Below are 24846 nucleotides of genomic sequence, written 5' to 3'. Positions count from 1 at the left end.
GACTAGCGTAAGCAATGCAAACAATTGACTAATCAGCGCAAGGATTGCACGCATAAGGGACGCCTCCTCGTCATCGGGAAGCGCCCCCTTGCCGTGCGTACGGCCTCTCCCCCGACTACGGGTTAGTGATGATCTTGAAGGTGGAGGTGGTGTTCTTGACGTCCTGGGCGTTGTCGCTGAGCTTCAGGCCGTTGAAGGTGACCTCGCCGACGGCCGGCCCCTGCCCGGCTTCCGGCATCTCGTTGGCCCACAGTCCGAAGCCGGACTTGGCGTCGAAGGCGTCACCGCTCTTGCGCGCACCCGAGATGGAGACGTCGGTGAGCACGGTGTCCTTGATCGGGAACTGGGGCTGTCCGCCGACGTAGTTCGTCTGGAACATGATCCCGCTGTAGGTGGGATCGACGATGTCCACGTTGTTGATGCGGATGCCCTGGAACACCTTGGAGGCCGAGAACAGCCAGATCCCGGGGAAGGTCTGCGATCCCCAGAAGTGACCGCCCGCGCGCACGATCGAGATGTTCTCCAGCGTCGTCGGCTCGGTCCCGAAGCCGTTCATCGGGTAGCCGAAGTCCAGCGAGCTGACCGTGATCCCGGAGTACACCAGGGTGTCGGCGATGTGGATGTTGCGGAAGGTGTTGTCGTACCCGCCGTAGACGGCGACGCCCGCCGCGCGCCAGGTGAGGATCGAGGTCAGGTTCTCGTAGACGTTGTTCTTCATGTCCGCTCCCCCGGAGTCGATCGCCGAGAAGAGCGCGAAGCTGTCGTCACCGGTGGCCCGTGCCTCGTTGTTGGTCACGAGGTTGTCGGTGGACCCGTTGGTCATGTTGACGCCGTCGGCGAACATGTTGCGGATCCGGGAGTTCTTGATGGTGACGTTGTCGGTGTTGGCGCCCCAGTAGAGGCACACCATGTGCTCGTTCCAGATGTTGTCGATCACGATGTCCGACACATTGGAGAAGTCGAACACCTTGCCCGGCCCGTCGATCCGGGACGTGTAGTTGCCGAAGTACGCGAAGTTCGCGAACGAGGACCCCTTGGCACTGGCCTCGGCGCGGAAGCCGACGTCGGTGTTGTCCTGCGTGGACGGGGCGTTGAAGCGGGTGTACCAGGGCCCGGCTCCGACCACCTTCACGGCCTTGCCGTAGACCTGGAACTTGCTCGCCGTGCTGTACTCCCCCGCCGGCAGATAGACGCCCACGAGCGCGCCGGTGGTGTCCATGCGGACCTTGTCCAGGGCGTTCTGGACGTCCTGGTGGGTGAATCCGGCCGGCACGGTGTACGTGGCGGGGTCCGGGTTGGCGACCGGCGCGACCTGTTCCAGGTTGATGAAGTCGATCGCGTACGTGCTGGTGTTGGCGGTGTCCTTCTGGAGCCGGATCTTGGATCCCGCCGGGACGGTCTTGCCCAGCATCACGTTCGCCTCGTCGTAGATGTGACGGGGCGCCCCGGAGCCCGGGGAGTTGCCGGGAGCGGTCTCGTTCCCGTACAGCCAGGCGTACTTGGAGGTGAGGTCGATCGCCTTCAGGAAGACGCCGTCCACGTAGACGTTCAGCGTGGAGTCGATGCCGTCGCCGCCCGGGGCGTCGGGGATGGAGAACCGGGTCACCAGGGTGTTGGTCGAGGCCCGGGTGGTGAACTCGACGTAGTTGCCGGTGTCGTCGAGGGTGACGGCCTTGCGTCCCGAGGCCTCGCCAGCGACGTCGCCGACGGTCCGGTTCGGGCCGACGACCTCGGCCCCGCCGCCGGTCGTGCCGTCCTCCGCCTCGTACATGTCGTACGGCATGTTGGCGCCGCGGCCGACGAAGAGCGCCTGGGTGGAGGTGTTGTTCTCGCGCTTGACCGGGAGTTCGTTGGCGTCGTTCGCGATCACGGTCCGTACGGTGTACGAGCCGTTGGCCGCGGTCCAGGTGCCGAGGGAGACCGGCGCGGTGGTGGCGCCCGCGGCGATGGCCCCGGTGTGGGTGCCGGTGAGGGTCTTCACCGTGGCGCCCTTGCTGTCCAGGAGGCTCTGCGTGATCCCGTGGGCGCCGCCCGCCGAGGCCACCGTGCCCTGGTTCTTGAGAGCGACCGAGAAGGTGACCGTGTCGCCGTCGGACGCGGCCGAGGGCGAGGTGGCGACCGCCGCGGCCACCAGGTCGGAGCTGGAGACCGGCTTCACGACCAGCGGGGAGGCGCTGGTGTAGGTGTTGTTGGTCTCGTTCTGCTCGATGATCTCGTCTGCCGGGTCGGCGACCGCGCTCAGTGCGTAACTGCCCGCGTTCCGGGCTCCGATGGAGGCGCTGACCTCGGTGGAGGCGCCCGCCGCCAGTGCGCCGACGGAGGCCGTGGCGACCTTGGTGCCGCCGAGCCGCAGCTCGACCTTGCTCGCCGGGGCCGCCAGCGCTCCGGCGTTGCGGACGGTCGCGGTGAGGGTGACCTCGTCCGTCTCGACCGGCGCCGCGGGTGCAGCGCTGATGGCGGAGACCTGGAGGTCCGGGTTGGCCGCCGGAGCGCCGAGGACCTGGAACTCGGCGACCTGACCGGCCCCGGAGCCGCTGTTGGCGGTGAACTTCAACTGGACGTCGGCGACGCGCGCGGAGACCGGGATGGTCACCGTGTTGCCGGACGCGGGGCTGAAGGCGTAGTCCTTCGCGGCGGCCAGGGAGTCGAAGGACGAGGCGCCCTGTTCCCGGCCGAGGACCTCGATCCGCTGGGTGCGCGGGCCCCAGCTGCTGTCCGGGTTCAGCTTGACGACGACGTTCTCGGTCTCGGCGTTGGAGCCGAGCTTCACGGTGAGGGTGCCCGGGTAACTGCCGCCCGCGCCCTCCCAGTAGGTGGAGGTGCTGTTGTCGTTGGCGTTCTCCGCGACGAAGGTGTGCACCACGGAGGAGGCGGTGATCGGCTTGTTCACGGCGAGGTTGGACGCGGAGCCGCTCTGCCCGTTGCGGGTGACGGTGTTGCTGTCGCCGGAGACATTGCCCGCCGCGTCCTTGGCCCGCACGACATAGCTGACCGTGGTGGACGCCGACTGGGTGTCGGTGTACGTCAGCGCACCGCCCGCGACGCTGCCGCGCAGCACGTTGTTGGCGTAGACGTCGTAGCCCGTCACTGCCTTGTTGTCGGTGGACGCCTGCCACGTCAGCTTGACGGTGCCGACGGACGACTCGGTGTACGCCAGCGCGGAGGGTGCGGTGGGGGCCTGGGTGTCGCCGGTGTCGCCGTCGCGGGTGACGGTGTTGCTGTTGCCCGAGACGTTGCCCGCCGCGTCCTTGGCGCGGACGAAGTAGCTGACGTCCTGCCCGGCCGGGCGGGTGTCGGTGTACGTGGTGACGTCGCCCGCGACGCTGGTCAGCAGGGTGCCGTCGGCGTAGATGTCGTAGCCGGTGACGCCCTTGCCGTCCGTCGACGCCTTCCAGGTGAGCCGGATCTGTCCGGTGGCGGGCTCGGTGAGGGCGAGGTCGGCCGGGGCGGTCGGGGCCCGGGTGTCGCCGGTGGTCGGACCGTAGACCTCCAGCTCGGCCAACTGGGCGGCTTCCGCACCGGTGTTGGCGGTGACCAGGACGCGGACGTACCGGGTGGTCGTGGCGTCGAAGGTGATCGTCGCCGACTGTCCGCCCGCCGCGTCGAACCGGTACGCCTTGGACGCGGTGAGGTCGGTGAAGTCCTTGCCGTTGGCGCTGCCCTGGAGCTGCAGCGTCTGGCTGCGCGCGGCCCATCCGTCGGGCAGCCGCAGGACCACCCGGTCCACGCCCAGCGAAGCGCCCAGGTCCGCCTGGATCCACTGCGGGAACTGGTCGTCGCCACTGGCCCAGTAGCTGTCCCGGTTGCCGTCGTTGGCGTTGGCCGGGGCCCGGGAGCCGCTGCCGCTGCTGGCCGTGAGGGTCTTGCCCGCGGCGAGGTCGGCCGATGAGTCACCCGCGCCCCGGACCTCCAGTTCGGAGAGCTGGGCGGCGGACCAGCCGCTGTTGGCGGTGATGTTCACCCGGACGAAGCGGGCCAGGGTGGCCGGGAAGGCGACGGTGACCTCGTTGGCGGCTCCCGGGGCGAAGGTGTACGTCGCGGCGTTCTTCAGGGTCGCGAAGCTGGTGCCGTCCGCGCTGCCCTGGAGGGACAGCGTCTGGGTGCGGGTCTCCCAGCCCGCCGGGAGCGTCAGCCTCACCTCGTCGACGCGGGTGCTCGCCCCCAGGTCGGTCTGGACCCACTGGGGCAGTCCGCCTCCGGCGCTCTCCCAGTACGTCGACCGGTTGCCGTCGGTGATGTTGGACGCGCCGTACTCGGCGTGACCGCTGCTCGCCGCCGCGGCCCGGCCCGCGGCGAGGTTGGGACCGTCGGCCGCCGAGGCGGTGAGCGACGGTACGCCGATCATCAGAAGACTGGTCGCGACCAAGGCGGATATCGCCCGCCATCTCCAGCGTTGGGCTCTCATAGCTCCCCGATCTTCGGCCTCGGCGCAGGGCGCGTCGAGAGCGCGGCTCTGTGACCGCAGCCAGGGAACACGGAATTCTGCGTCAGCTGCGGCCTGTTTTGCGTTGTGATGTCAGAGAGTTGCAGAGAAATGAGAGACCGTCCACCGTTCCGGCAACAGCCGGGCGACGGGGCCGGGGAGCGGTTCCCGCCGCGCGGTCACCGCTCCCCGGCCCCGCGGACGGGCCGTCGGTCCGGCCGTCCGACGGATCGTCAGAGGCCGCCGGTGTACAGCAGCAGGTCGGGCGAGCCCTGGCCGAGAGCGGAGAGCGCGTCCGGGGTGGCCGTGTCCGTCAGCCACTGCGCGACGGCGGCGGGAGAGGCCGAGGGGTTCTCCTCCTTGTAGAGCGCCGCGACGCCGGCGACGTGCGGGCTGGCCATGGAGGTGCCGTTCAGCGAGACGGTGCCGCCGCCGAGACGGGCGGAGACGATGTCGGCGCCGGGGGCGTAGAGCGAGAGGCAGGAGCCCCAGTTGCTGAAGGAGGTCTCCCGGTCCTGCCGGTCGCTCGCCCCGACGGTGAACACGCCGTCCGCGGCGGCCGGGGAGACGTCACAGGCGTCCCGGTCGTCGTTGCCCGCGGCCACGACGGGCAGCACGCCCGCGTCGGCGACCGCCTCGACCGCGGCGTCGACCGCCGTGGAGCGGTCGCCGCCGAGCGAGGCGTTCAGCACGGCGGGGACACCGCTGCGCTCGGCGTCCTTGGCGACCCAGTCGAACCCGGCGAGGATCCCGGCCCAGGTGCCCCGGCCCTCGCAGTTCAGGACCCGTACGTTCACCAGCGAGGCGTTCTCGGCCACGCCGGAGGTCGCGCCGCCGACCGTGCCCGCCACGTGGGTGCCGTGCCCGTTGCAGTCCATGCCGGCGCGGCCGTCCCCGACGGCGTCGTACCCGTTCACGACCCGGCCGCCGAATTCGCTGTGCGCGGCGTCGATCCCGGTGTCGACGACGTACGCCTTCACTCCCTTGCCGGTGGCCGTGGTGGTGAAGGTGTCGTCCAGCGGCAGGGCGCGCTGGTCGATGCGGTCGGTGCCCCAGCCGGCCGCGGGGGCCCGCAGCAGGTTCGCGGCGGTGGGCGCGGGGACGGTCACCTCGGCGTTCTCCTCGACGGCGAGGACGCCGGGAACGGCCCGGACCGCTTGGAGTTCGGTGGCGGTGAACGTGGCGGCGAAGCCGTGCAGAGCGTTTCCGTACGTGAACAACGGGTCGAGCCCGAACTCCCGCAGGACGGTGTCCGGCGAGAGTTCGGGCTCCAGGGTGACGATGTACTGCCCGGGTACGGCCCGGGTGGACCGCTCCACCGGGACCCCTTCGGGTCCGGTGTCGGCCGAGGCCGGGGCGGGTGCGCCGATCAGCGGGGCGATCAGCAGCAGGGCGGCCGTGGCCCAGCGGGCGGGCAGGCGCATGCGTTCTCCTCGGGGTGGGGATCCGTTCACGGAGCGAGTGCGTCCGCGAAGCACGAACACCCGTTCCTTCGTCCCCGTCCGTCGGACGCCTTAGCGGGTTCAGCCGGACAGCGCAACGCCGGTGGTCAGCTCCAACTCGTCCAGGTCGCGGTCGGTGACCGCCCGGGGGTCCCGGTTGGTCCAACTGCCGACGGCCGTTTCGGCGGTGATGCCGGGTCCGAAGCCGGCGATGAGCCCCTGGGCGGACTCGTCGGCGCCGCCGTCGTCGAAGAGCCTCGCCAGCGCGTCGAAGACGACGGAGCTGGCGATGTTGCCGCGTTCGGTGAGGGTGGCCCGGCTGTAGCGGAACATCTCGGGCGGCAGCTTCAGGAAGTGGCAGAGGTCGTCCAGGATGCGCGGCCCGCCCGCGTGGACGATGAAGAAGTCCATGTTCGGGACGGACCAGCCGTGCAGGTCGACCAGATCCTGGAGGACCGGGGCGAGCATCTCCATGGTGCCGGGGACCCGCTTGTCGAGCAGGAAGTGGAACCCGGTGTCGCGGACCGCGTAGGAGATCCAGTCCTCGGTGTCGGGCACCAGGTGCGAGCCGTTGCGTTCCAGGCGCATGCCGGTGCCGCCCTGGCCCCGGACGACGGCCGCGGAGAGGGCGTCCCCGAAGAGCCCGTTGGAGAGCAGGGAGCCGACGCCGATGTCGGTGGGCTGGTAGCACAGGGAGCAGAACTCGCAGGAGACGATGAGGACGTTCGCCTCGGGGTAGGCCAGGCAGAAGTCGTGCGCGCGGTTGATCGCCGCGCCGCCCGCCGCGCAGCCGAGCTGGGCGATGGGGAGCTGGCGGGTCTCGGGCCTGAAGCCCATGGTGTTGATGATCCACGCGGTCAGCGAGGGCATCATGAAGCCCGTGCAGGAGACGTAGACGATCAGGTCGATGTCGGCCGGGTCGGTCTCGGCGTTGGCGAGGGCCTGCCGGACGACTTCGGGGACCCTGCGTTTGGCCTCGGCCTCGTACACCTGGTTGCGACGTTCGAATCCGGGGTGCTTGAGGGTCTCCTCGATGGGCTGCACGAGGTGCCGGGTCTGGACTCCGGTGTTCCGGATGAGCCGCAGGACGAGGTCGCGCTGCGGGTGCCCGGCGTGGGTCTCCCGGGCGAGGTCCAGGGTCTGCTGCATCGTGATGACGTGCTCGGGCACAGCGATGGCCGGTCGGCACAGGGTCGCCATGGGTTCTCCTCGTTCTCTGGAGCGGAGGCTCTCGTCACCATGTGACGGGCAGGGCGAGCGGGTAACGCCAGATGGACGTCGTGTTCCACGAGACGTCCGTGGGCGGCACGTCCAGACGCAGGGCCGGGAAGCGGGTCAGCAGCGTGGAGAAGGCCACCTCCAGTTCCATGATGGCCAGCGGCGCGCCCAGGCAGTGGTGGGCGCCCCAGCCGAACGTCATGTGGGGGATGGACGGCCGGTCGGGATCCAGCTCGTCGGGGCTTTCGAACTTGGCGGCGTCCCGGTTGGCCGTCAGATAGGACACGTGCACCACGTCACCGGCGCTGATGAGGACGCCGCCGAGCTCCACGTCCTCGGTGGCGATGCGCGGGATGCCGACGCCCTTGCGGAAGGGGATGTGGCGCAGCAGCTCCTCCAGGGTGTGGGGCAGCCGCCCCGGTTCGGCCCGGAGGGTGTTCAACAGGTCGGGTCGGGTGAGCAGGGTGTAGGCGATGTTGCCGAGCTGGTAGGTGGTGGTGTCCTGGCCGGTGATGAGCAGGACCATCGCCATCACGGCCAGTTCGTCGTCGTCGAGCAGTTCGGCGCCGTCCCGTGCGGTGGCCAGGGTGCTGATGAGGTCCTGGCCCGGGGTGCGGCGCCGGTCGGCGGTCAGTTCCTGGAAGTAGCCGCGCAGTTCCGCCTTGGCGCGTACGGCGTCCTCCTTGCCCGCGGCCCCGACGTTCATCATCGTCATGGCGTGGGCCCGGAGCCAGGGGCGGTCGGCCTCGGGGATGCCGAGCGCCTCGCAGATGGTGATCAGCGGCAGCGGCGAGGAGACCCGGGCGACGAAGTCGGCCGGTGAGCCCTCGTCCTCCATCTCGTCCAGCAGCCGGTCCACGATGCGCTGGGTGCCGTCGCGCATCTGCTCGACGCGGCGCGGGGTGAAGCTCTTGGCGACCAGGCTGCGGAGCCGGCTGCTGACGGGCGGGTCCATGAGGTTGATGGACTCGGCCTGGACGATCGGCTCCGGGGTCATCCGGGGGAAGTCACGACCGAGGACGGCGCTGCGGCTGAACCGCCGGTCGGTGGTGACCGTCCGGACGTCCTCGTAGCGGGTGACCAGCCAGGCCTCGCCCTCTCCGTACGCCATACGGATGCGGGACACCGGCTCCTCGGTCAGCAATTGCCTGAGCTGGGGGTCGAACTCCAACTGCTGCGCGTAGTCGAACGGGCAGCTGCGTACGGTTTCCTTGTTCTGCACCGAGGTGTTCTCCACCGAGGTTCTCCCAATGACCGTTTCGAGGAATGGGGGCGTGCCGGAGCGGGCCCCGGCACCAGACCTCCCCTGTGTCCCCCATCACCCTCCGAAACATGCAGTGACGCTCCGCAGTCAGCCGATCAGAGGGGGCGCGCGCACCGGCGCTCAGCCGGCCGTCTCCCCGGCGGGCAGGGCCCCGGCCCGGTCCAGGACGTGGTGCCGGCCGATCGGGAGCATCAGGGGCCGGCCCGACACGGGGTCCTCGATGATGCGGCTGTCGAGGTCGAACACCGCTCGTACGGTCGCCTCCGTCAGGACCTCGGCCGGGGTGCCGGACGCGTGGAGCCCGCCGTCGGCCAGCGCGATCAGGTGGTCCGCGTACCGGGCGGCGAGGTTGAGGTCGTGCAGGACCATCACGATCGTGGTACCGCGTGAGCGGTTGAGGTCGGTCAGGAGGTCGAGGACCTCGATCTGGTGGCTGGCGTCGAGGAAGGTGGTCGGCTCGTCGAGCAGCAGCAGATCGGTCTGCTGGGCCAGGGCCATCGCGATCCACACGCGCTGGCGCTGGCCGCCGGAGAGCTCGTCCACCGCGCGTTCGGCGAGCGGTTCGGTGTGTGTGGCCTCGAGTGCGGCGGCCACGGCGGCGTCGTCCTTCTCGTTCCAGCGGGAGAAGATGCCCTGGTGCGGGTGGCGGCCGCGGCCGACGAGGTCGAAGACGGTGATGCCCTCGGGCGCGAGCGGTGACTGCGGCAGCAGGCCGAGGGTGCGGGCCAGCTCCTTGGCGGGCAGGCGGTGCACCTCATTGCCGTCCAGGACGACCCGGCCGGCCCGGGGCGCGAGCAGCCGGGACATCGAGCGCAGCAGCGTCGACTTGCCGCAGGCGTTGGCGCCGACGATCACGGTGATCCGGCCGGGCGGTACGGCCAGGTCGAGGGAGTCGACGACGGTGCGGTCGCCGTAGCCGAGGGTGAGTCCTTCGGCGGTCAGTCGGTGGTTCAGGGTCATAGCGAGCCTCCCGCCCGGTTGGTACGGATGATCAGGTAGACGAGATAGGGGGCTCCGAGGACGCCGGTGACGACGCCGACGGGATAGCGCCCGCCGAAGGCGAACTGGCCGCAGAAGTCGGCGACGAGGACCAGCAGCGCGCCGACGAGTCCCGCGGGTACCAGCAGGGAGCCGCCCGCCCCGACGATCCGGGCCGCGATGGGGCCGGAGAGGAACGCCACGAACGCGATGGGGCCGGCGGCCGCCGTCGCGAAGGCGATCAGCCCGACGGCGGCGACGATCACGGTGATCCGGGTGCGTTCGACGCGGACGCCGAGGGCCGAGGCGGTGTCGTCGCCGAGTTGCAGGGCGGAGAGGTTGCGGGCCTGGGCCAGCAGCAGCGGAGTGAGGACGGCCGCCGCGGCGAGCGCGGGGAAGACCTGGTCCCAGGTGGCTCCGTTCAGGCTGCCGGTCAGCCACCGCATCGCCTCCTGGAGGTCCCATTCGGCGGCCCGGGACAGGACGTAGGAGGTGACGCTGTCGAGCATCGCGGAGATCCCGATGCCGATGAGGATGAGCCGGGTGCCGACGACGCCGTCCCGGAACGCCAGGGAGTAGACGAGCAGGGCGACCGCGAGACCGGCGGCGATGGCCAGGACGGAGACCTGCACCTCGCCGAGGGACAGGGTCACGATCGCGATGGCGGCGGCGGCGCTCGCCCCGGAACTGATGCCGATGATGTCGGGGCTGGCCAGCGGGTTGCGGAGCATCGTCTGGAAGGTCACGCCGGCCAGGCCGAAGCTGAATCCGGCGACCAGGGCGAGGACCGCGCGGGGCAGCCGCAGCCGGCCCACCGTGAACGACGCCCCCGGCACCTGCTCGCCGAGGATCACCCGGAACACGTCCCCGGGCGGGTAGAACGTCCGGCCCGCCATGAGGGTCACGGCGAACGCGGCGACGACGAGGACCGCCAGCACCAGGACGACGAGGCGGCGGCGCGCCGCGCCCCGGACGCGTCGGCGGGTGGCGGCCTCGACGGACGCCGGCCGGGTGAGGACAGGGGCGCTCACAGGGCACGTACCTTCTGTCGGCGGACGATGTAGATGAAGAAGGGGGCCCCGATCAGGGCCGTGACGATGCCGACGTCGATCTCGGAGGGGCGGGCCACGATCCGGCCGACGATGTCGGCGGCGGTGAGCAGGACCGCGCCGAGCACCGTGGAGAGCGGCAGGAGCCAGCGGTGGTCGACGCCGACGAGCAGCCGGCAGGTGTGCGGGACGACGAGGCCGACGAAGCCGATCGGGCCGGCGACGGCGGTGGCCGCTCCGCACAGCAGTACGGCTCCGAGCGCGGCCACGGCCCGTGCCACGGCGACGCGTTCACCGAGTCCCGCGGCGAGCTCGTCGCCCAGCGCGAGGGAGTTCAGGGCGCGGGCCGAGAGCAGGCAGACCGCGAAGCCGACCGCGAGGAACGGCAGCACCTGGCCGATGCGTTCGAAGGACGCGCCGCCGACGCCGCCGATCTGCCAGAGCTTGAAGCTTCCGGCGATGTCGTTGCGCGGCAGGATGACCGCGCTGACGAGCGAGGCGAAGGCGGCGGAGGTGGCGGCCCCGGCGAGCGCCAGCTTCAGCGGCGTGGCCCCTCCCCTGCCGAGTGTGCCGACGGTGTAGACGAAGAGGGCGGAGAGGGCGGCGCCCACGACGGCGACCCAGATGTAGCCGGTGGGCGAGGTGAGTCCGAAGAACGCGACGGCCGTGACGACGGCGAGCGAGGCGCCCATGTTGACGCCGAGGATGCCGGGGTCGGCCAGCGGGTTGCGGGTCACGCCCTGCATCACGCCGCCGGCGAGGCCGAGGGCCGCGCCGACGACGACGGCGAGGACCGTACGGGGGATGCGCTTGGTCGCCGCCGCCTGTCCCAGGGTGTCCTCCGCGCCGCCGAGCGCGGCGACGACGTCGGACCAGGGCACGTCACGGGAGCCGAACGCGACGGACGCGACCATGACCGCGGCGAGGGCGAGCACGGAGAGCAGGAGCCACAGCAGGCGCACGCCCGCCGGACGCCCGGTGGCGGCGTCCGGCGGGGTGCGGGTGTCGAGCGTGGTCACTTGACCTTGTCCGCGGCCTCGGCGAGGGCGGCGGCGTAGTCGTCCAGCACATAGCCGATCGACAGGGGCGTCGGGTTCGCCGCGGTGGCCAGCGGGCTGGTGCCGGGCAGCAGGTGGACGGAGCCGCGCTCGACGGCGGGGATCTTCGAGAGCAGCGGGTCCTTGGTGATCGTCTTGAGCAGCTCACCGGTGTCGTCGCCGTAGCCGGTGATGATGTCGACGTCGTCGAACGCGTCGATCTGCTCGGCGCTCTTGGTGAGGGCGAACTTCTTCGTGCCCTCGGACGCCTTGGCGATGGATCCGGGGATCTTCATCCCGAGGTCCTCGAAGAACTGCGTGCGGGTGTCGTGGGCGGTGTAGAAGCCGACCTGGCTGACGTCGTTGGGGTCGACGTGGGTCATGAACATCGCCGACTTGCCCTTGAGCTGCGGGTACTTGGCGGCGGTCTTCGCTATGTCGCCGTCGAGCTTCGTGATCAGCTTCTCGCCCTCGTCGGCCAGCCCGATCGCCTTGCTGTTCGTCCGGATGATCTCGCGCCACGGGGTCGCCCAGGCGGCGTCCGGGTAGGCGACCACGGGGGCGATCTCGCTGAGGGTCTCGTAGTCCTTCTTGGTCAGGCCCGAGTAGGCGGCGAGGATGACGTCCGGCTTCGTGTCCGCGACGGCCTCGAAGTCGATGCCGTCGGTCTCGTCGAAGAGCACCGGCGTCTTCGCCTTCAGGTCGTCGAGCTTCTCCTCGACCCAGGGCAGCACGCCGTCGTCGTTGTCGTCGCCGAAGTTGGCCGCGGCCATGCCCACGGGCACGACGCCGAGGGCGAGCGGCACTTCGTGGTTGGCCCAGTTGACCGTCGCGACGCGCTGCGGCTTGGCCGGGATGGTGGTCTTGCCCAGGGCGTGCTCGATGGTCAGGGGGAACCCGCCGCCGGAGCGGCTCTCGTCGTCCTTGGTCCCGGCGTCGGTGGTCCCGCCGCAGGCGGAGACGGAGACGAGGGCGGCCGCCACGACGAGCAGGCGGAGGCGGTGTGAAGACATGGGTGTGTACCCGGCTTTCCGGATGTCGGGGGTGCCGCTTCCCGCACGTCCGGGCGTGGGTCGCCGTCGTGGGGCGCTGCGCGGTGCATGCGTCAACGGCTTAGGTAAGGCTTGCCTTCGTACTTTATGAGAAGCGACCCGGCTGTCGCAATCAACCGTTTGAGACATGCCCTGTAGCGATACGGACACCCCGGTCGGCGGTCAGGCCGGCCGGAAGGTCCCCGGGGTCAGTCCCGTCGTACGCCGGAAGGCGACGCCGAACGCGCTCGCCGAGCGATAGCCCACCTGTTCGGCCACGGTCTCCACGTCCCATCCCCGGGCCAGCAGGCCGATCGCGTGCTGGGCGCGGACCGCCGCCACCCAGCGCACGAAGCTCGTCCCCGTCTCGGCGGTGAACGCGCGCGCGACCGTGCGGGTGCTGACGCCGAGGGCCGCCGCCCAGTCCGCCAGCGTCCGCTGGTCGGCCGGATCCTCGCGCACCGCGTCGGCGATCGGACGCAGCAGGTCCGAGGCCGGGATCCGGACGAGCAGTTCGCGGGGCGACGGGGCGAGGACGTCGAGCACCAGCGCCTCGGTCGCGGCCCGCGAGGCGGCCGCGAGGCCGGGTTCGCCGAGCCGCTCGAGCAGGAGGCGCAGCAGCGGGGTGATCTGGACGGCCACCGGGGTGTCGGAGATCGACGCGGTGGTGCGGAAGCCGAAGAAGCTCGCCCGGAACCAGGTCCCGGCGGTCGCCGATCCTCCGTGCAGGGTGCCCGCGGGCATCCACAGGCCCAGGGCGGGGGTGATGGTCCAGGTCCGTCTCCCGACCACCGCGGTGGAGGCTCCCCGTTCGTTCCAGAGCAGCTCGTGGAACGGGTGGGAGTGCGCGTCCCAGAGGGTGTCGTGGAGGACGACCTCGTCGTAGCCCTTGATGACGAAGGGGGTGTCCACCGCACCGGGTGTGTGCGCGGGCAGCGTCCGGGTCTCCCTGGTCACGGGATGCGGACCTCGGTCCTGCGGAAGGCGCTCGCGGCGGATGTGACGCGCATCCGCCCAGCCTAGAAGGTCGGGGGCGTGCGGCGGCGCCGGGCCCCGCCCACTGCCTCAACTCGACGTTTACGCGGGGTCGGTTACGTCCTTCAGGTGAAGGCACGGCCGCTTTCGCCGTGCGGGCCGCCGCCCGGCCGGAGAGTGGACGGGCCGACCGGGCACCGGGCCGCGGTCGGCGGGAACGTGACGTGCGGAGAAAGGTGACGGATTCATGAGCACTGAGGCCACCAAGCGGGTCGCGCTCGTCTTCTCCCTGCTCGACGCCAACGCCAACGGCGTCCTGGAGGCGGACGACTTCGACCTCATGGGCGACCGCGTCGTCCGGGAGGCGCACACCTCGGACCAGGCGGCGAAGGACGCGATGCGCGCGGCGTTCCGGCGGTACTGGACGACCTTGCGCACCGAGCTCGACGCCGACGGGAACGGCGAGATCAGTTTCGAGGAGTACACCGCCTGCGTGCTGTCGCCGGAGCGGTTCGACGCCACCATCGGCGTGTTCGCCGAGGCGCTCGCCGCGCTGGGGGACCCGGACGGCGACGGTCTGATCGAGCGCCCTCTGTTCGTCGCGCTGATGACGGCCATCGGGTTCGAGCCCACGAACATCGACGCGCTCTTCGACGCCTTCGAGCCCACGGACGGGGACCGGATCCGGGTGGAGACCTGGGTCGCCGGGATCAAGGACTACTACGCCCCCGACAAGGCCGGCATCCCCGGCGACCACCTGGTCGTCGGCACCGCCGTCTGACCTCCACCACCGAGGACGAAGGAGCACGGTTGAAACCGGTCATCGGGCTCGCGGTCGGCCGCGGGACGGGCACGGAAGTGGCCGCCGTCTTCGAACGGGTGCTGGGCACACTGGCCCGGCTCCACGGAACGGAGATCGGCGTGCGGCGCTCTCCCCGGACGTACCACTCGTATGCGTCGCTCAAGGCGGAAGGAGGCGTGGAAGCGGTCCGCGGGCTCACGGCGGTGGACGCCGGACACTACGAGGACTTCTGCCGTACGCAGTCGGCGCTGGGCACCCCGGCGATCTTCCGTACGGCGATCAACGCGCAGTCCCTGTATCTGGTGCGGCAACGGCTCCAGGCCGTCAAGGTGGACGCCCTGCCGATCGGGGACGGCGGGGCGCTGCTGCTGGTCCGGGACCAGGCCCAGGGCTTCTACACCGGGGAGAACGAGCATCTGGACGGGGTGGTCCGGCGCACCATGGAGTTCAGCCGCGACCTCACCGAGAAGGTGCTCTCCTACGCGGTGGAGCGGGCCTGGCGGCAGTGGCCCGGCGCCGGTCCGGCGCGGATCGTCATGGCGTACAAGTTCCATCTGCTGGACGGCGCGCTCGACGCCTGGGTGACGGATCTCGCCGCCCGGTACGACGTGCCGGTCGGCCTGTTCCAGCCCGACACGGTGAACCGCAATCTGATCACGCACGGGTTCCCGGAGCGCACCGTCGTCGTGGCGGGCAACGAGTGGGCCGACATCATGCACGTCGTCCTGCTGGACCGCTTCGGTTCCGACCGGCAGGAGAACCGCTGCACGGAGAACGTGCATCTGCATCCCGATGTGCGCGGGCTGGTCGAGTACCAGACCGTGCACGGGTCCGCCGACGACCTGGAGGGGCTGGACCGGGTCAATCCGGTGGCGACCGTACGGGCCGCCGCGGCGATCGCCGAGCGGCACGGCGGCTGTGCGGGGGCGGTGGGGGCGGTCGAGGAGGCGCTGCTCACCGTCGACGGGCAGCGGGTCCGCACGCCGGACCTGGGTGGACGCCACTCGACCACCGAGGTGGTGGACGCCTTGCTCGGGGCCCTGGAGAAGGGAGGGGCCACGGCCTTCGAGCCGGCACCACCACCGGCCGCGGCCGTGCGGGCCGAAGCCTCGTGAGCGCGCCGGGCGGGACCGCGCTGGTGGTCGTCGATCTGCAGAACGACTTCTGCGCGGGCCCGCTCGCCGCCTCCCGCTATCCGGGCGATCCCGCCCGGCTGGAGAGGGTCACGGCGAACACCGCCCGCGCCGTCCGCGCGGCACGGGCCCGGGGCACCGAGGTCGTCTTCGTCCGTTTCCTCGGGGACATCCGCTATCAGGGCGAGAGCTGGCGGCGGCGGGACGCGGCGCTCGCAAAGCCGCCCAAGTGTCTGGAGGGGACCTGGGGCGCGGAGTTCGCCGCCGGAGTGGAACCGGAGCCCGGCGAGGCGGTGTTCACCAAGCGGGCGTGCTTCGACGCGTTCCTCGGCGAGGGCTTCGAGCGGCACCTCGTGGGCCGGGGCATCGGGCATCTCGTGTTCGCCGGGCTCTTCGCGGACGTCTGCGTGGACTCGACCGCGCGGACGGCCTTCCAGAAGGGCTTCCGGGTGACGGTGCTGCGGGACTGCACCGCCGGGCTCCACCTCCCGGACGCGCAGATCCTCAGCTTCATGGGCCGGCTGTACGGGGCCCGGATCACGACCGCCGACCGCGACGAGGCATGGTCCCGCCTCCCCGGAGAGGAGGAGACATGCCCGACACCGTCCGGCAGGGCGGCGGCGTCACCGGGGGCGTCGGCCTGACCGCCCTCATGGTGGCGGCCGCGCGCGCCGTGGAGACGTACCGGCCGGACGCGCTGGCCCGGGACGTCTACGCGGAGCACTTCGTGCGCGCCGCGCGGGCGTCCGCTTCCTGGCCGGTGCGCCCGGACCAGGTTCCGGGCGGGGAGGCCGATCCGCTGTGGGGCCGGCTGGGCCGCTACTTCGGACTGCGGACCCGGGTGCTGGACGACTTCCTGCTCCGGCAGGCCTCCGCCGGGGTCCGTCAAGTGGTCCTGCTCGGGGCCGGACTGGACACCAGGGCGCTGCGCCTGGAGTGGCCGCCCGGCTGCACGGTCTTCGAGATCGACCAGGAGGAGGTGCTCGCGTTCAAGGCCGGTGTCCTGGACTCGCCGGCCACCGGCGGCGGGCTGTCGACCGGGGCGCAGGCGGTGCGCGTCGCCATCGCCGCCGATCTGCGCCTGGACTGGGGCGCGGTGCTCGTGCGCGCGGGATTCGACCCGGCCGCGCCGACCGCCTGGCTGGCCGAGGGGCTGCTGCTCTACCTCCCCGGGGCCGCCGAAAGGCGACTGATCGACACGGTGGACCGGCTCAGCGCGGCGGGCAGCTCGCTGGGTTACGAGGCGAAGCTCGGGGTGGAGTCGGCGGCCGTCCGCGACAGCCCGGTCTACGCGGCGGCGAAGCAGCGGATCGGCGTCGATCTGCTCGCCCTGTTCGACGGCGAGCCGAGGCCGGACTCGGCCGGCGACCTGGCCGGCCGGGGCTGGTCCACGGCGGTGCGCACCCCGTTCCACTTCACCCGCCGGCACGGTCGCGGGCCCCGGCCGGAGAGCCCCGACGCGCTGGCGGCCAACCGGTGGGTGTTCGCGCACCGGCCCGCGCGCTGAGACCGGCTGACGGTCAGCCGGTCAGCCGGTCGGGGTCGCCGGCCAGCGCGGCAAGCCGGCCCCGGGGGTCCGCGACGAGCCGGCGTTCGGTCAGATCGAGGAGGCCGGCCACTCCGGTGATCTCCGCGGCCACGGTGCCGTCCTCCTTGAGGATCCGCTGCTCCACGGTGAACGTCCTGCCCGTGCCGTAGTCGAACCGGCAGGTGATCCGTACCCGCTCGCCACCGCGCAGCTCGCGGCGGTACTTGACCGTCACCTCCAGCTGGACCGGGCCGATCCCGTCGGCCAGCAGCTTCTCCTGGGGCAGTCCGGCCGCCCGCAGCAGCTCCCAGCGGGAGTGCTCCGCGTACTGGAGATAGACGGCCTGGTTCAGGTGCCCCTGGGTGTCGAGCTCATAGCCGCGCACGGTCACATCAACGGAGAAGGTCATGACCGTGCGAACGCTCCCGCGCGACGCGGCATTCCGCGCGGCGTTCCGCGGGGAGAGCGGCCGGGTTCCGTCGGACCTCTTTACGCACCTGTCATGCACCGGTAACTTCCACCTCGCAAGAGATTGCAGCAACATTCCGGCAGGACTTGCTGCCGGGTCGTGTTCACTCGCCGAACCCCGAGGCGCGTCAGGGTTCTCCCCTCCCCTGGAGACACGCATGAGACGCACCCCTCACCGGCTGCTGGGACGCCCGCTCGCCGCGGCCGTCGCGACAGCCGGGCTGCTGGGACTCCTCACCGCCGCACCGCAGGCCGTCCCCGCCCCGGCGACCGGACCCGTCGCCGCCCCGGCCGCCGCCGAGGCCACGGCCACCGTCTTCTACTCCACGAAAACCCGGAACTGGTCGGCGTACCACCTGCATTACTCCCCCGACGGCGGTTCCTGGACCACCGCGCCCGGCACCCGGATGCAGGCGGCCTGCGCCGACTGGGTCAAGCTGACGGTCCCGCTCGGCGGTGCGGCCGGGCTCAAGGCGACCTTCACCGACGGCTCGGGCACCTGGGACAACAACGCGGGCAGGAACTACGACCTCGGCACCGGGAGCATCACCGTCAAGGACGGCGTCGTGGCGCACAGCGACCCGTGCGCGACACCCGGCCCGGACCCCGAGGACCCGGATCCCGAAGGGCCGAACTCCGCGTCGGTCTACTACGCGACGTCGACCGTCGGCTGGTCCACCGTCAATCTCCACTACCGGCCGCACGGCGGAGCCTGGACGACGCCTCCCGGCATCGGCATGGAGGCGGCCTGCACCGGCTGGGTGAAGCGGACGGTGGACCTCGGCGGCGCCACCGGTCTCCAGGCGACGTTCAACGACGGCAACGGCGTCTGGGACAACAACAACGGCAACGACTACACGCTCACGACCGGGCTCACCACGGTGAAGGACCGCACGGTGACCGCCTCGGCGAAGGACCCGTGCGCGGCGCAGGAGCCGGACACCGAAGCACCGTCCGCCCCCACGGAGGTCGAGGCCGCCGCCGACGGAGTGTCGGTCGTGGTCACCTGGGAACCCGCCACGGACGACCGGGGTGTGACGAAGTATCAGGTCAGCCGCTCCGGGGGGACGACGGGCACGGTGGTCACCGACACCACCTCCACCGTGTTCTCGGACACCGGTCTCGAGGCGAGGACCGCCTACCGCTACACCGTCCGCGCCGTCGACGCGGCGGGGAACCTCTCGGCCGCGTCCGCGCCGGCCTCCGCCACCACCGGCGAGAAGCCCACCGCCCCCGCGGCGGGCACCCCGCTCGGCACCGACCCCCGCAAGGACCCGATCTACTTCGTGCTCACCGCCCGCTTCAACGACGGCGACTCCACGAACAACCGGGGCGGGAGCCAGCACGAGAAGTCCGGCAACGCGGCCAACGACGACCCCATGTTCCGGGGGGACTTCAAGGGTCTGGTGCAGAAGCTCGACTACGTCAAGGGCCTCGGCTTCTCCGCGATCTGGATCACGCCCGTCGTCCTCAACCGCTCGGACTACGACTACCACGGCTACCACGGCTACGACTTCTACCGGGTCGACCCGCGCCTGGAGTCCGCCGGAGCCTCGTACCAGGACCTCATCAACGCGGCGCACGCCAAGGGCATGAAGATCTACCAGGACGTCGTGCACAACCACTCCTCGCGCTGGGGCGCCAAGGGCCTGTTCACCCCGAAGGCCTACGGGGTGCGCGACTCCCAGTGGAGCTGGTACTACGACGAGAAGGACGACGGCTTCACCTACGACGGCCTCACCGTCGAGCCCAAGTCGGGGAAGTCGTACTACAACGGCGACCTGTGGTCCACGGCCGAACCGTCCGGCAACACCTGTCTGAACTGGGGCACACCCACCGGGCAGACCTCACCGGAGGGCTATCGCCTCTACAACTGCCAGTGGCCGAACCCCACTTCGGGCATGTTCCCGAAAGCGATCTACCACAACTGCTGGATCGGCAACTGGGAGGGCGAGGACTCGCGTTCCTGCTGGCTGCACGATGACCTGGCCGACTTCAACACCGAGAGCGCGCAGGTGCAGAACTATCTGATCGGCGCGTACAACAAGTACATCGACATGGGCGTGGACGGCTTCCGGCTCGACACGGCGGTGCACATTCCGCGCACCACCTGGAACCGTCGTTTCCTGCCCGCCATCCAGGAGCGGGTGACCCAGCAGTTCGGCGCCGAGGCGGCGGAGAACTTCTTCGTCTTCGGCGAGGTCGCCGCCTTCGTCAACGACAAGTGGAACCGCGGCTCGGTCAACCACTCGGCGCAGTTCTTCACCTGGAAGGAGCGCAAGGAGTACAGCGCGGACGACGAGAAGGCCGCCCTGGAGATGTACGACTACGAGCAGCAGCAGGGCACCGGATCACAGCCCGTCTCCGACAACGCCTTCCTCAAGGGCAACGCCTACCACGCACCGGACCGCAGTCTGTTCTCCGGGATGAACGTCATCGACATGCGGATGCACATGAACTTCGGCGACGCGAACAACGCCTTCCACAACGGGAAGGACTCCGACGACAGCTACAACGACGCCACCTACAACGTGGTCTACGTCGACAGCCACGACTACGGGCCCAACAAGAGCAGCGAACGGTATGCGGGCGGAACGGACGCCTGGGCCGAGAACATGTCGCTGATGTGGACCTTCCGCGGCATCCCGACGCTCTACTACGGCTCCGAGATCGAGTTCCAGAAGGGGAAGAAGATCGACTGCGGGCCGACGTGTCCGCTCGCCTCGACCGGGCGGGCCTACTTCGGGGACCACCTGGCCGGTGAGGTGACGGCATCGGACTTCGGCAAGGTGTCCGCCGCCACCGGGAAGGTCGCCGACACCCTGGCCACCCCCCTGGCCCAACACCTCCAGCGGCTGAACGAGATCCGGCGCACGGTGCCGGCGCTGCAGATGGGGCAGTACTCCACGGAGGGCATCAGCGGCTCCATGGCGTACAAGCGGCGCTACACCGACGCGGTGAGCGGCACCGACAGCTTCGCCCTCGTCACGGTCTCCGGGAGCGCCACGTACACCGGCATCCCGAACGGCACGTACAAGGACGCCGTCACCGGTGACACCCAGGTCGTCACCGGCGGCACGCTCGCCGTCCCGGCGCCCGGCAAGGGGAACCTGCGCGTGTACGTCCTGGACCTCGGCGGGAAGAACGCCGCGCCCGGGAAGATCGGCACGGCGGGCCCCTTCCTCAAGTAGCGGAGCACTCAGCCGGCGACCCGCCGCACCGTCCGCAGCAGGTACTCCTTGCGGTGCAGCGGGTCGTGGTCGGTGCGCGGGCGTTCCGGGGCCGGTCCGGTGACCGGGCGGTAGTCGGCGAAGGCCGACTCCAGCACCCCTTCGCCACGGGTCAGTCCCGGCAGCAGCTGTTGGAGCTCGTGCACCCGGGCCGCCGGGATCTCGCCCTCCAGCGTGCAGAGTCCGCCGCTCGTCACCGGCGGCCCGGGGACCGCGCGGAGCCGGGCGAGGACCGGGGCGAGCGGGCCGTACGCGTCGGCGGGCAGCTCCAGCCGGAAGCGGTGCATCGGCTCGTACACCCGGGTTCCCGCCTGCCGCAGCGCGTCCATCAGGACCAGCGGCGTCAGACTCCGGAAGTCTCCGGCCGTGCTCGACATGCTCTTGTCGAAAGTGCCGTGGGAATGGCTCTGGCGGGGCCAGTATCCGGCATGGGTCTGGACGACGACGCAGTCGGTGACCTGCCAGCCGTGCATTCCCTGACTCAGCGTGGCGTGCACGGAGTCCTCCACCGCCCGCATCAGCGAAAAGGGCATCGAGCCCAGTTCGACCTCGCGGCGGAATTCCACGCCGCTGCCGTACGGGGCCGGCTCCACGCGCAGTCCGACGGTGGCGAGGAAGGGATTGGGGTCCTTGTCGATGAATTCGACGGCGGACCCGGTGCCGACGGGATGTTCCCGGCAGATGGTCGTGGTTTCCCGGAAGGCGATCTCCACGCCGAATTCCTCGGCCAGGGTCTGCTGGACGACTTCCTTCTGCACCTCCCCGTACAGCGAGAGGGACACCTCCTGGCGGACGTCGTCGTGCCGGACGCCGATCAGCGGGTCCTGTTCGGCGAGCCTGCCGAGCGCGAGGTGGAGTGCGCCGCGGTCCTCCGGGCGGGCGGGCACGACGATCGTCTCCAGCGTCGGCGGTGCGAAGTGCCGGGCTCCGGCCACCGCCGGGACCGTGCCGACGGTGTCGCCGACGCGGATGCCCGCCAGGCCCCGCAGCCTGCCGATGCGGCCCGCGCCGACCGAGGCGGCGATCCTCTCCGTACCGTCCTGGAACACCTCGATCGCGGAGACCTTGCCCTCGCCCTCCGCGCCGTCCGCGCTCCGGAAAGGCAGCACGTCCCGGGTGCGCACGGTCCCTTCGACCATGCGGACGTATGCGTTCCGCTCGCCGCCCGCGCCGCGGTCGACCTTGAACACCGTGCCGAGCACCGGGCCTTCGGCGTCGCCGCGTGCGGCGGGCAGGAGCCCGGTGATGCCGCCGATCAGGTCGTCGACGCCCGCTCCGGTCGCCGCGGAGCCGAAGAAGACCGGGTGGACGAGGCAGCGGGCGGTCTGGTCGGCCAGTGCGGTCCGCAGCCGGGCGGCGGTCAGGGCCGCCGGGTCGTCGACGTACGCGGTGAGCAGTGCGTCGTCGTGGACGGTGAGCCGTTCGGCGAGCGCGCCGGTGAAGGCCGGGTCGGCGTCGGCGAACGCGGTGCCGGTCGCCTCTCGGGTGCCGAGGCGGTCGGTGGAGCTCATCGCGACGACGTCCCGGGAGAGCCGGTCCGCGATGCTGGTGAGCAGCGAGCCGTAGCGCGCTCCGGCCCGGTCGATCTTGTTGACGAAGAGCAGCGTCGGGATGCGCAGCCGGCGCAGGGTGCGCATCAGGACGCGGGTCTGGGCCTGCACGCCCTCGACCGCGGAGACGACCAGGACGGCTCCGTCGAGCACGCCGAGGGCCCGCTCCACCTCGGCGATGAAGTCCGGGTGGCCGGGGGTGTCGATGAGGTTGACCGTGGTGTCGCCGACGGTGAAGGAGACCACGGCGGATTTGATGGTGATGCCGCGGCGGCGCTCCAGAGCGAGCGAGTCGGTCCGTGTGCTGCCGTCGTCGACGCTGCCGACGGTGTCGATGACTCCGGCGGTGTGCAGCAGCCGCTCGGTCAGGCTCGTCTTACCGGCGTCGACATGCGCCAGAATTCCCAGATTCACTGTGTGCACGGAGCTTCATGTCCTTGAGAGAAAGGTCAGTTTCTGTCGGGATGGACACGAAAGCTCCGCGCATAATCGAACTCCTGGGTTGTGCTGATGGCTTGCGGGGAGTAGATCAGGAGGCCGCTGAGAGCCGCAACCGCATTTCTTCGGCGCGCAGATGCGGAAAGCGCCATTCGGTGCGGCTGCGCAGGATGTCGCCGGGGCGCAGCACCGTGCTCGGGTGGCCGGGGCGGTTGGGCGAGTCGGGCAGGTGCTGGGTCTCCAGGCAGAGGGAGCCGTGGCGTTCGTGGCGGCGGCCGGAGCCGTCGGTGAACGCGCCGTCGAGCTGATTGGCGGTGTAGACCTGCAGGCCCGGTTCGGTGGTCCAGAGCTCCAGGGTCCGCCGGTCGCCGGGGGCGGTCAGGCGGGCGGCCCGGCGCAGGGAACCGGGGGCGGCGGGGCGCAGGACCCAGCAGTGGTCGAAGCCGCCGGCCCGCTCCAGTTGGGCGTCCGGACGGTCGAGGCGTTCGCCGATGCGCTGCGGGGCGGTGAGGTCGAAGGGGGTGCCGGTCACCGGGGCGGGCGGTCCCTCGGGGATGGAGTCGGGATCGATGGGGAGGTAGGCGTCGGCGTCGACCTGGAGGGTGTGGCCGAGGATGTCGTCGTCGCCGAGGTTGAGGTAGGAGTGGTTGGTGAGGTTGACAACGGTGGGCCGGTCGGTGACGGCCGTGTAGTCGACGGCGAGGGTCCCGGTGGTGTCCAGGGTGTAGGTGGCGCTCACGTCGAGCGCTCCGGGGAAGCCCATGTCGCCGTCGGGGCTGTGCAGGGTGAGCCGGAGGACGGCGGCGGTGTCGGTGCGCTCGCCGGTGGCTTCCCAGACCTTGGCGTGGAAGCCGTCGGGGCCGCCGTGCAGGGCGTGGCCCCGGTCGTTGGCGGGGATGTGGTGGGTGGCCCCGTCGAGGGTGAAGCGGCCGTGGGCGATGCGATTGGCGTACCGGCCGACGACCGCCCCGAAGTACGGGTTCTTGTCGGTGTAGTCGTCGAGCGCGGGCAGCGAGCGGACGACCGGGCCGGGGACCCGGGCGGTGTCCGGCACCGTGAGGCTGTGCAGGACACCGCCGTAGGTGAGGATCTCGGCCCGTACGCCGGTGCCGGAGTCGAGGGTCCAGAGGTCGATCTCGCTCTGCCCGTGGGCGCGGCCGAACGGTTTGCGGTGCACGGTGGGCATGAGGAGTTCCTTGGGGGGTGCGGAAGGGCCTCTAGCGGGTCGGCCCGGAGGCCTCGCGGGGCGTGGTGGATTCGCGGACGACGAGGCGGTAGCCGGGGCGGGGCCGCCGGGGTTCGGCGACCGGGGTGCCGGCGAGGCGTTCGACGAGGCTGTCGACGGCGAGCCGGGCGATGGCCGCCTTGTCCGGCGCGATGGTGGTGAGGGTGGTGGCCCCGAACCGGCTCTCCTCGATGTCGTCGAAGCCGACGAGGGCGATGTCGTCCGGGATGGAGAGGCCGCGTTCGGTGATGGTGCGCATGGCCCCGGTCGCGATCATGTCGTTGTACGCGAACACGGCGTCGGGCCGCTCGCCCCGGTCCAGGAGCGAGGCCATCGCCGCCGCGCCGTCCTCGCGGCCGTAGCCGTCGGTGACGACGACCAGCGACTCGTCGGGTTCGATGCCGGAGGCGGCCAACTCCTCGCGCCAGCCGCGCAGTCGCAGGTGGGCGGGCTGGCGTTCCCGGCCGGTGCGGGAGCCGAGGAAGGCGATCCGGCGGTGGCCGAGGGCGATGAGGTGGGCGACGGCTTCGCGCGAGGCGGCCACGTTGTCGATGGCGATGTGGTCGTAGGGGGCCGCGTACTCGCGCTCGCCCAGCAGTACCAGCGGGGCGGTCTCCGTCCGGGCCATCAGGTCCTCGGTCTCCAGATGGATGGGGCTGAGGATGAGGCCGTCGATGACATGGGACCGGAAGCCCTGGCAGACCAGCAGCTCCTTCTCGCGGAGGCCCGCCGTGTGGTCGACCAGGACGGTGTAGTCGTGCCGGGCCGCCGCGTCGACGACCTCGCCGGCCAGCTCCGCGAAGTACGGGTTGCCGAATTCGGGCACGGCGAGCGCGATGATGCCGGTGCGGCCCTTGCGCAGATGACGGGCGGTGAGGTTCGGCCGGTAGCCGAGCTCGTCGATCGCCTGCTGGACCTTGGCCCGCATCTTCGGGGTGACGTGCTGATAGTTGTTGACCACGTTCGACACGGTCTTGATGGACACGCCCGCCCGTTGAGCTACGTCCTTGAGGCTGACGCCCACGACACTCCTTGAACTCGGTTCGACTCGGCCT

The 24846-nt window shown here is 70.9% G+C and carries 17 protein-coding genes and 1 pseudogene; 5 read left to right on the top strand and 13 right to left on the bottom strand.

The window, feature by feature from the left end:
* Window positions 1-115: 115 nt before the first annotated feature.
* The 9 genes and pseudogenes from ACH4UK_RS22070 to ACH4UK_RS22030 form a co-directional block, all read right to left on the bottom strand.
* A complete protein-coding gene (locus ACH4UK_RS22070; protein WP_398358712.1) occupies window positions 116-4405 on the bottom strand; it encodes a discoidin domain-containing protein in 4290 nt (1429 codons plus the stop codon).
* Between the two features lie 251 nt (window positions 4406-4656).
* Complete coding sequence (locus ACH4UK_RS22065; protein WP_398358710.1) at window positions 4657-5847, bottom strand: S8 family peptidase; 1191 nt, start codon at window positions 5845-5847, stop codon at window positions 4657-4659.
* Between the two features lie 99 nt (window positions 5848-5946).
* A pseudogene (locus tag ACH4UK_RS22060) lies at window positions 5947-7077 on the bottom strand (type III polyketide synthase); the annotation flags it as partial.
* Window positions 7078-7099: 22 nt separating this feature from the next.
* Complete coding sequence (locus ACH4UK_RS22055; RefSeq protein ID WP_398358708.1) at window positions 7100-8320, bottom strand: cytochrome P450; 1221 nt, start codon at window positions 8318-8320, stop codon at window positions 7100-7102.
* A 147-nt stretch (window positions 8321-8467) separates the two neighbouring features.
* Complete coding sequence (locus tag ACH4UK_RS22050) at window positions 8468-9307, bottom strand: ABC transporter ATP-binding protein (protein WP_398358706.1); 840 nt, start codon at window positions 9305-9307, stop codon at window positions 8468-8470.
* Window positions 9304-10356, bottom strand: coding sequence for a FecCD family ABC transporter permease (locus ACH4UK_RS22045; protein WP_398358704.1), 1053 nt, complete (start codon window positions 10354-10356; stop codon window positions 9304-9306). Before ACH4UK_RS22045 ends, ACH4UK_RS22050 begins: the two co-directional genes overlap by 4 nt.
* Window positions 10353-11393 carry a FecCD family ABC transporter permease gene (locus ACH4UK_RS22040; protein ID WP_398358703.1) on the bottom strand — a complete coding sequence of 347 codons (1041 nt, stop codon included), beginning with the start codon at window positions 11391-11393 and terminating at the stop codon, window positions 10353-10355. The genes ACH4UK_RS22045 and ACH4UK_RS22040 overlap by 4 nt, the downstream gene beginning before the upstream one ends.
* On the bottom strand, window positions 11390-12424 hold the full coding sequence (locus tag ACH4UK_RS22035; RefSeq protein WP_398358701.1) for an iron-siderophore ABC transporter substrate-binding protein: 1035 nt from the start codon (window positions 12422-12424) through the stop codon (window positions 11390-11392). Before ACH4UK_RS22035 ends, ACH4UK_RS22040 begins: the two co-directional genes overlap by 4 nt.
* 201 nt (window positions 12425-12625) lie before the next feature.
* Window positions 12626-13399, bottom strand: coding sequence for an AraC family transcriptional regulator (locus ACH4UK_RS22030; protein WP_398358699.1), 774 nt, complete (start codon window positions 13397-13399; stop codon window positions 12626-12628).
* A 265-nt stretch (window positions 13400-13664) separates the two neighbouring features.
* Between ACH4UK_RS22030 and ACH4UK_RS22025 the strand changes: the two genes are divergently transcribed.
* Genes ACH4UK_RS22025 through ACH4UK_RS22010 form a run of 4 tightly spaced genes read left to right on the top strand, consistent with a single transcriptional unit; the run spans window position 13665 to window position 16859 of the window.
* Window positions 13665-14198 (top strand): EF-hand domain-containing protein, encoded by a 534-nt coding sequence (locus ACH4UK_RS22025; protein ID WP_398358697.1) that lies wholly within the window; start codon window positions 13665-13667, stop codon window positions 14196-14198.
* Between the two features lie 29 nt (window positions 14199-14227).
* A complete protein-coding gene (locus ACH4UK_RS22020) occupies window positions 14228-15334 on the top strand; it encodes an isocitrate/isopropylmalate family dehydrogenase (protein WP_398358695.1) in 1107 nt (368 codons plus the stop codon).
* On the top strand, window positions 15331-15996 hold the full coding sequence (locus ACH4UK_RS22015; protein ID WP_398358693.1) for a cysteine hydrolase family protein: 666 nt from the start codon (window positions 15331-15333) through the stop codon (window positions 15994-15996). Before ACH4UK_RS22020 ends, ACH4UK_RS22015 begins: the two co-directional genes overlap by 4 nt.
* Window positions 15945-16859: an SAM-dependent methyltransferase gene (locus tag ACH4UK_RS22010; protein ID WP_398358691.1), complete on the top strand. Its 915-nt coding sequence runs from the start codon at window positions 15945-15947 to the stop codon at window positions 16857-16859. The genes ACH4UK_RS22015 and ACH4UK_RS22010 overlap by 52 nt, the downstream gene beginning before the upstream one ends.
* 13 nt (window positions 16860-16872) lie before the next feature.
* On the opposite strand, the gene ACH4UK_RS22005 is transcribed toward ACH4UK_RS22010, so the two are convergent.
* Window positions 16873-17289, bottom strand: a complete 417-nt coding sequence (locus ACH4UK_RS22005; RefSeq protein ID WP_398358689.1) for an acyl-CoA thioesterase — start codon at window positions 17287-17289, stop codon at window positions 16873-16875.
* A gap of 217 nt (window positions 17290-17506) precedes the next feature.
* Between ACH4UK_RS22005 and ACH4UK_RS22000 the strand changes: the two genes are divergently transcribed.
* On the top strand, window positions 17507-20539 hold the full coding sequence (locus tag ACH4UK_RS22000; protein WP_398358687.1) for a carbohydrate binding domain-containing protein: 3033 nt from the start codon (window positions 17507-17509) through the stop codon (window positions 20537-20539).
* An 8-nt stretch (window positions 20540-20547) separates the two neighbouring features.
* Here ACH4UK_RS22000 and ACH4UK_RS21995 read toward each other — a convergent pair whose 3' ends face one another.
* The 3 genes from ACH4UK_RS21995 to ACH4UK_RS21985 form a co-directional block, all read right to left on the bottom strand.
* Window positions 20548-22551: a GTP-binding protein gene (locus ACH4UK_RS21995; RefSeq protein WP_398358685.1), complete on the bottom strand. Its 2004-nt coding sequence runs from the start codon at window positions 22549-22551 to the stop codon at window positions 20548-20550.
* A gap of 106 nt (window positions 22552-22657) precedes the next feature.
* Window positions 22658-23752, bottom strand: a complete 1095-nt coding sequence (locus ACH4UK_RS21990) for an aldose epimerase family protein (RefSeq protein WP_398358683.1) — start codon at window positions 23750-23752, stop codon at window positions 22658-22660.
* Between the two features lie 31 nt (window positions 23753-23783).
* Window positions 23784-24815, bottom strand: coding sequence for a LacI family DNA-binding transcriptional regulator (locus ACH4UK_RS21985; RefSeq protein ID WP_398358681.1), 1032 nt, complete (start codon window positions 24813-24815; stop codon window positions 23784-23786).
* Window positions 24816-24846: the final 31 nt, after the last annotated feature.

The organism is Streptomyces sp. NPDC020884, from assembly GCF_044333935.1.
Lineage (GTDB): Bacteria > Actinomycetota > Actinomycetes > Streptomycetales > Streptomycetaceae > Streptomyces.
The sequence above is the reverse complement of the archived record's forward strand: the minus strand, read 5'-3'. Positions and strand labels throughout refer to the sequence as shown.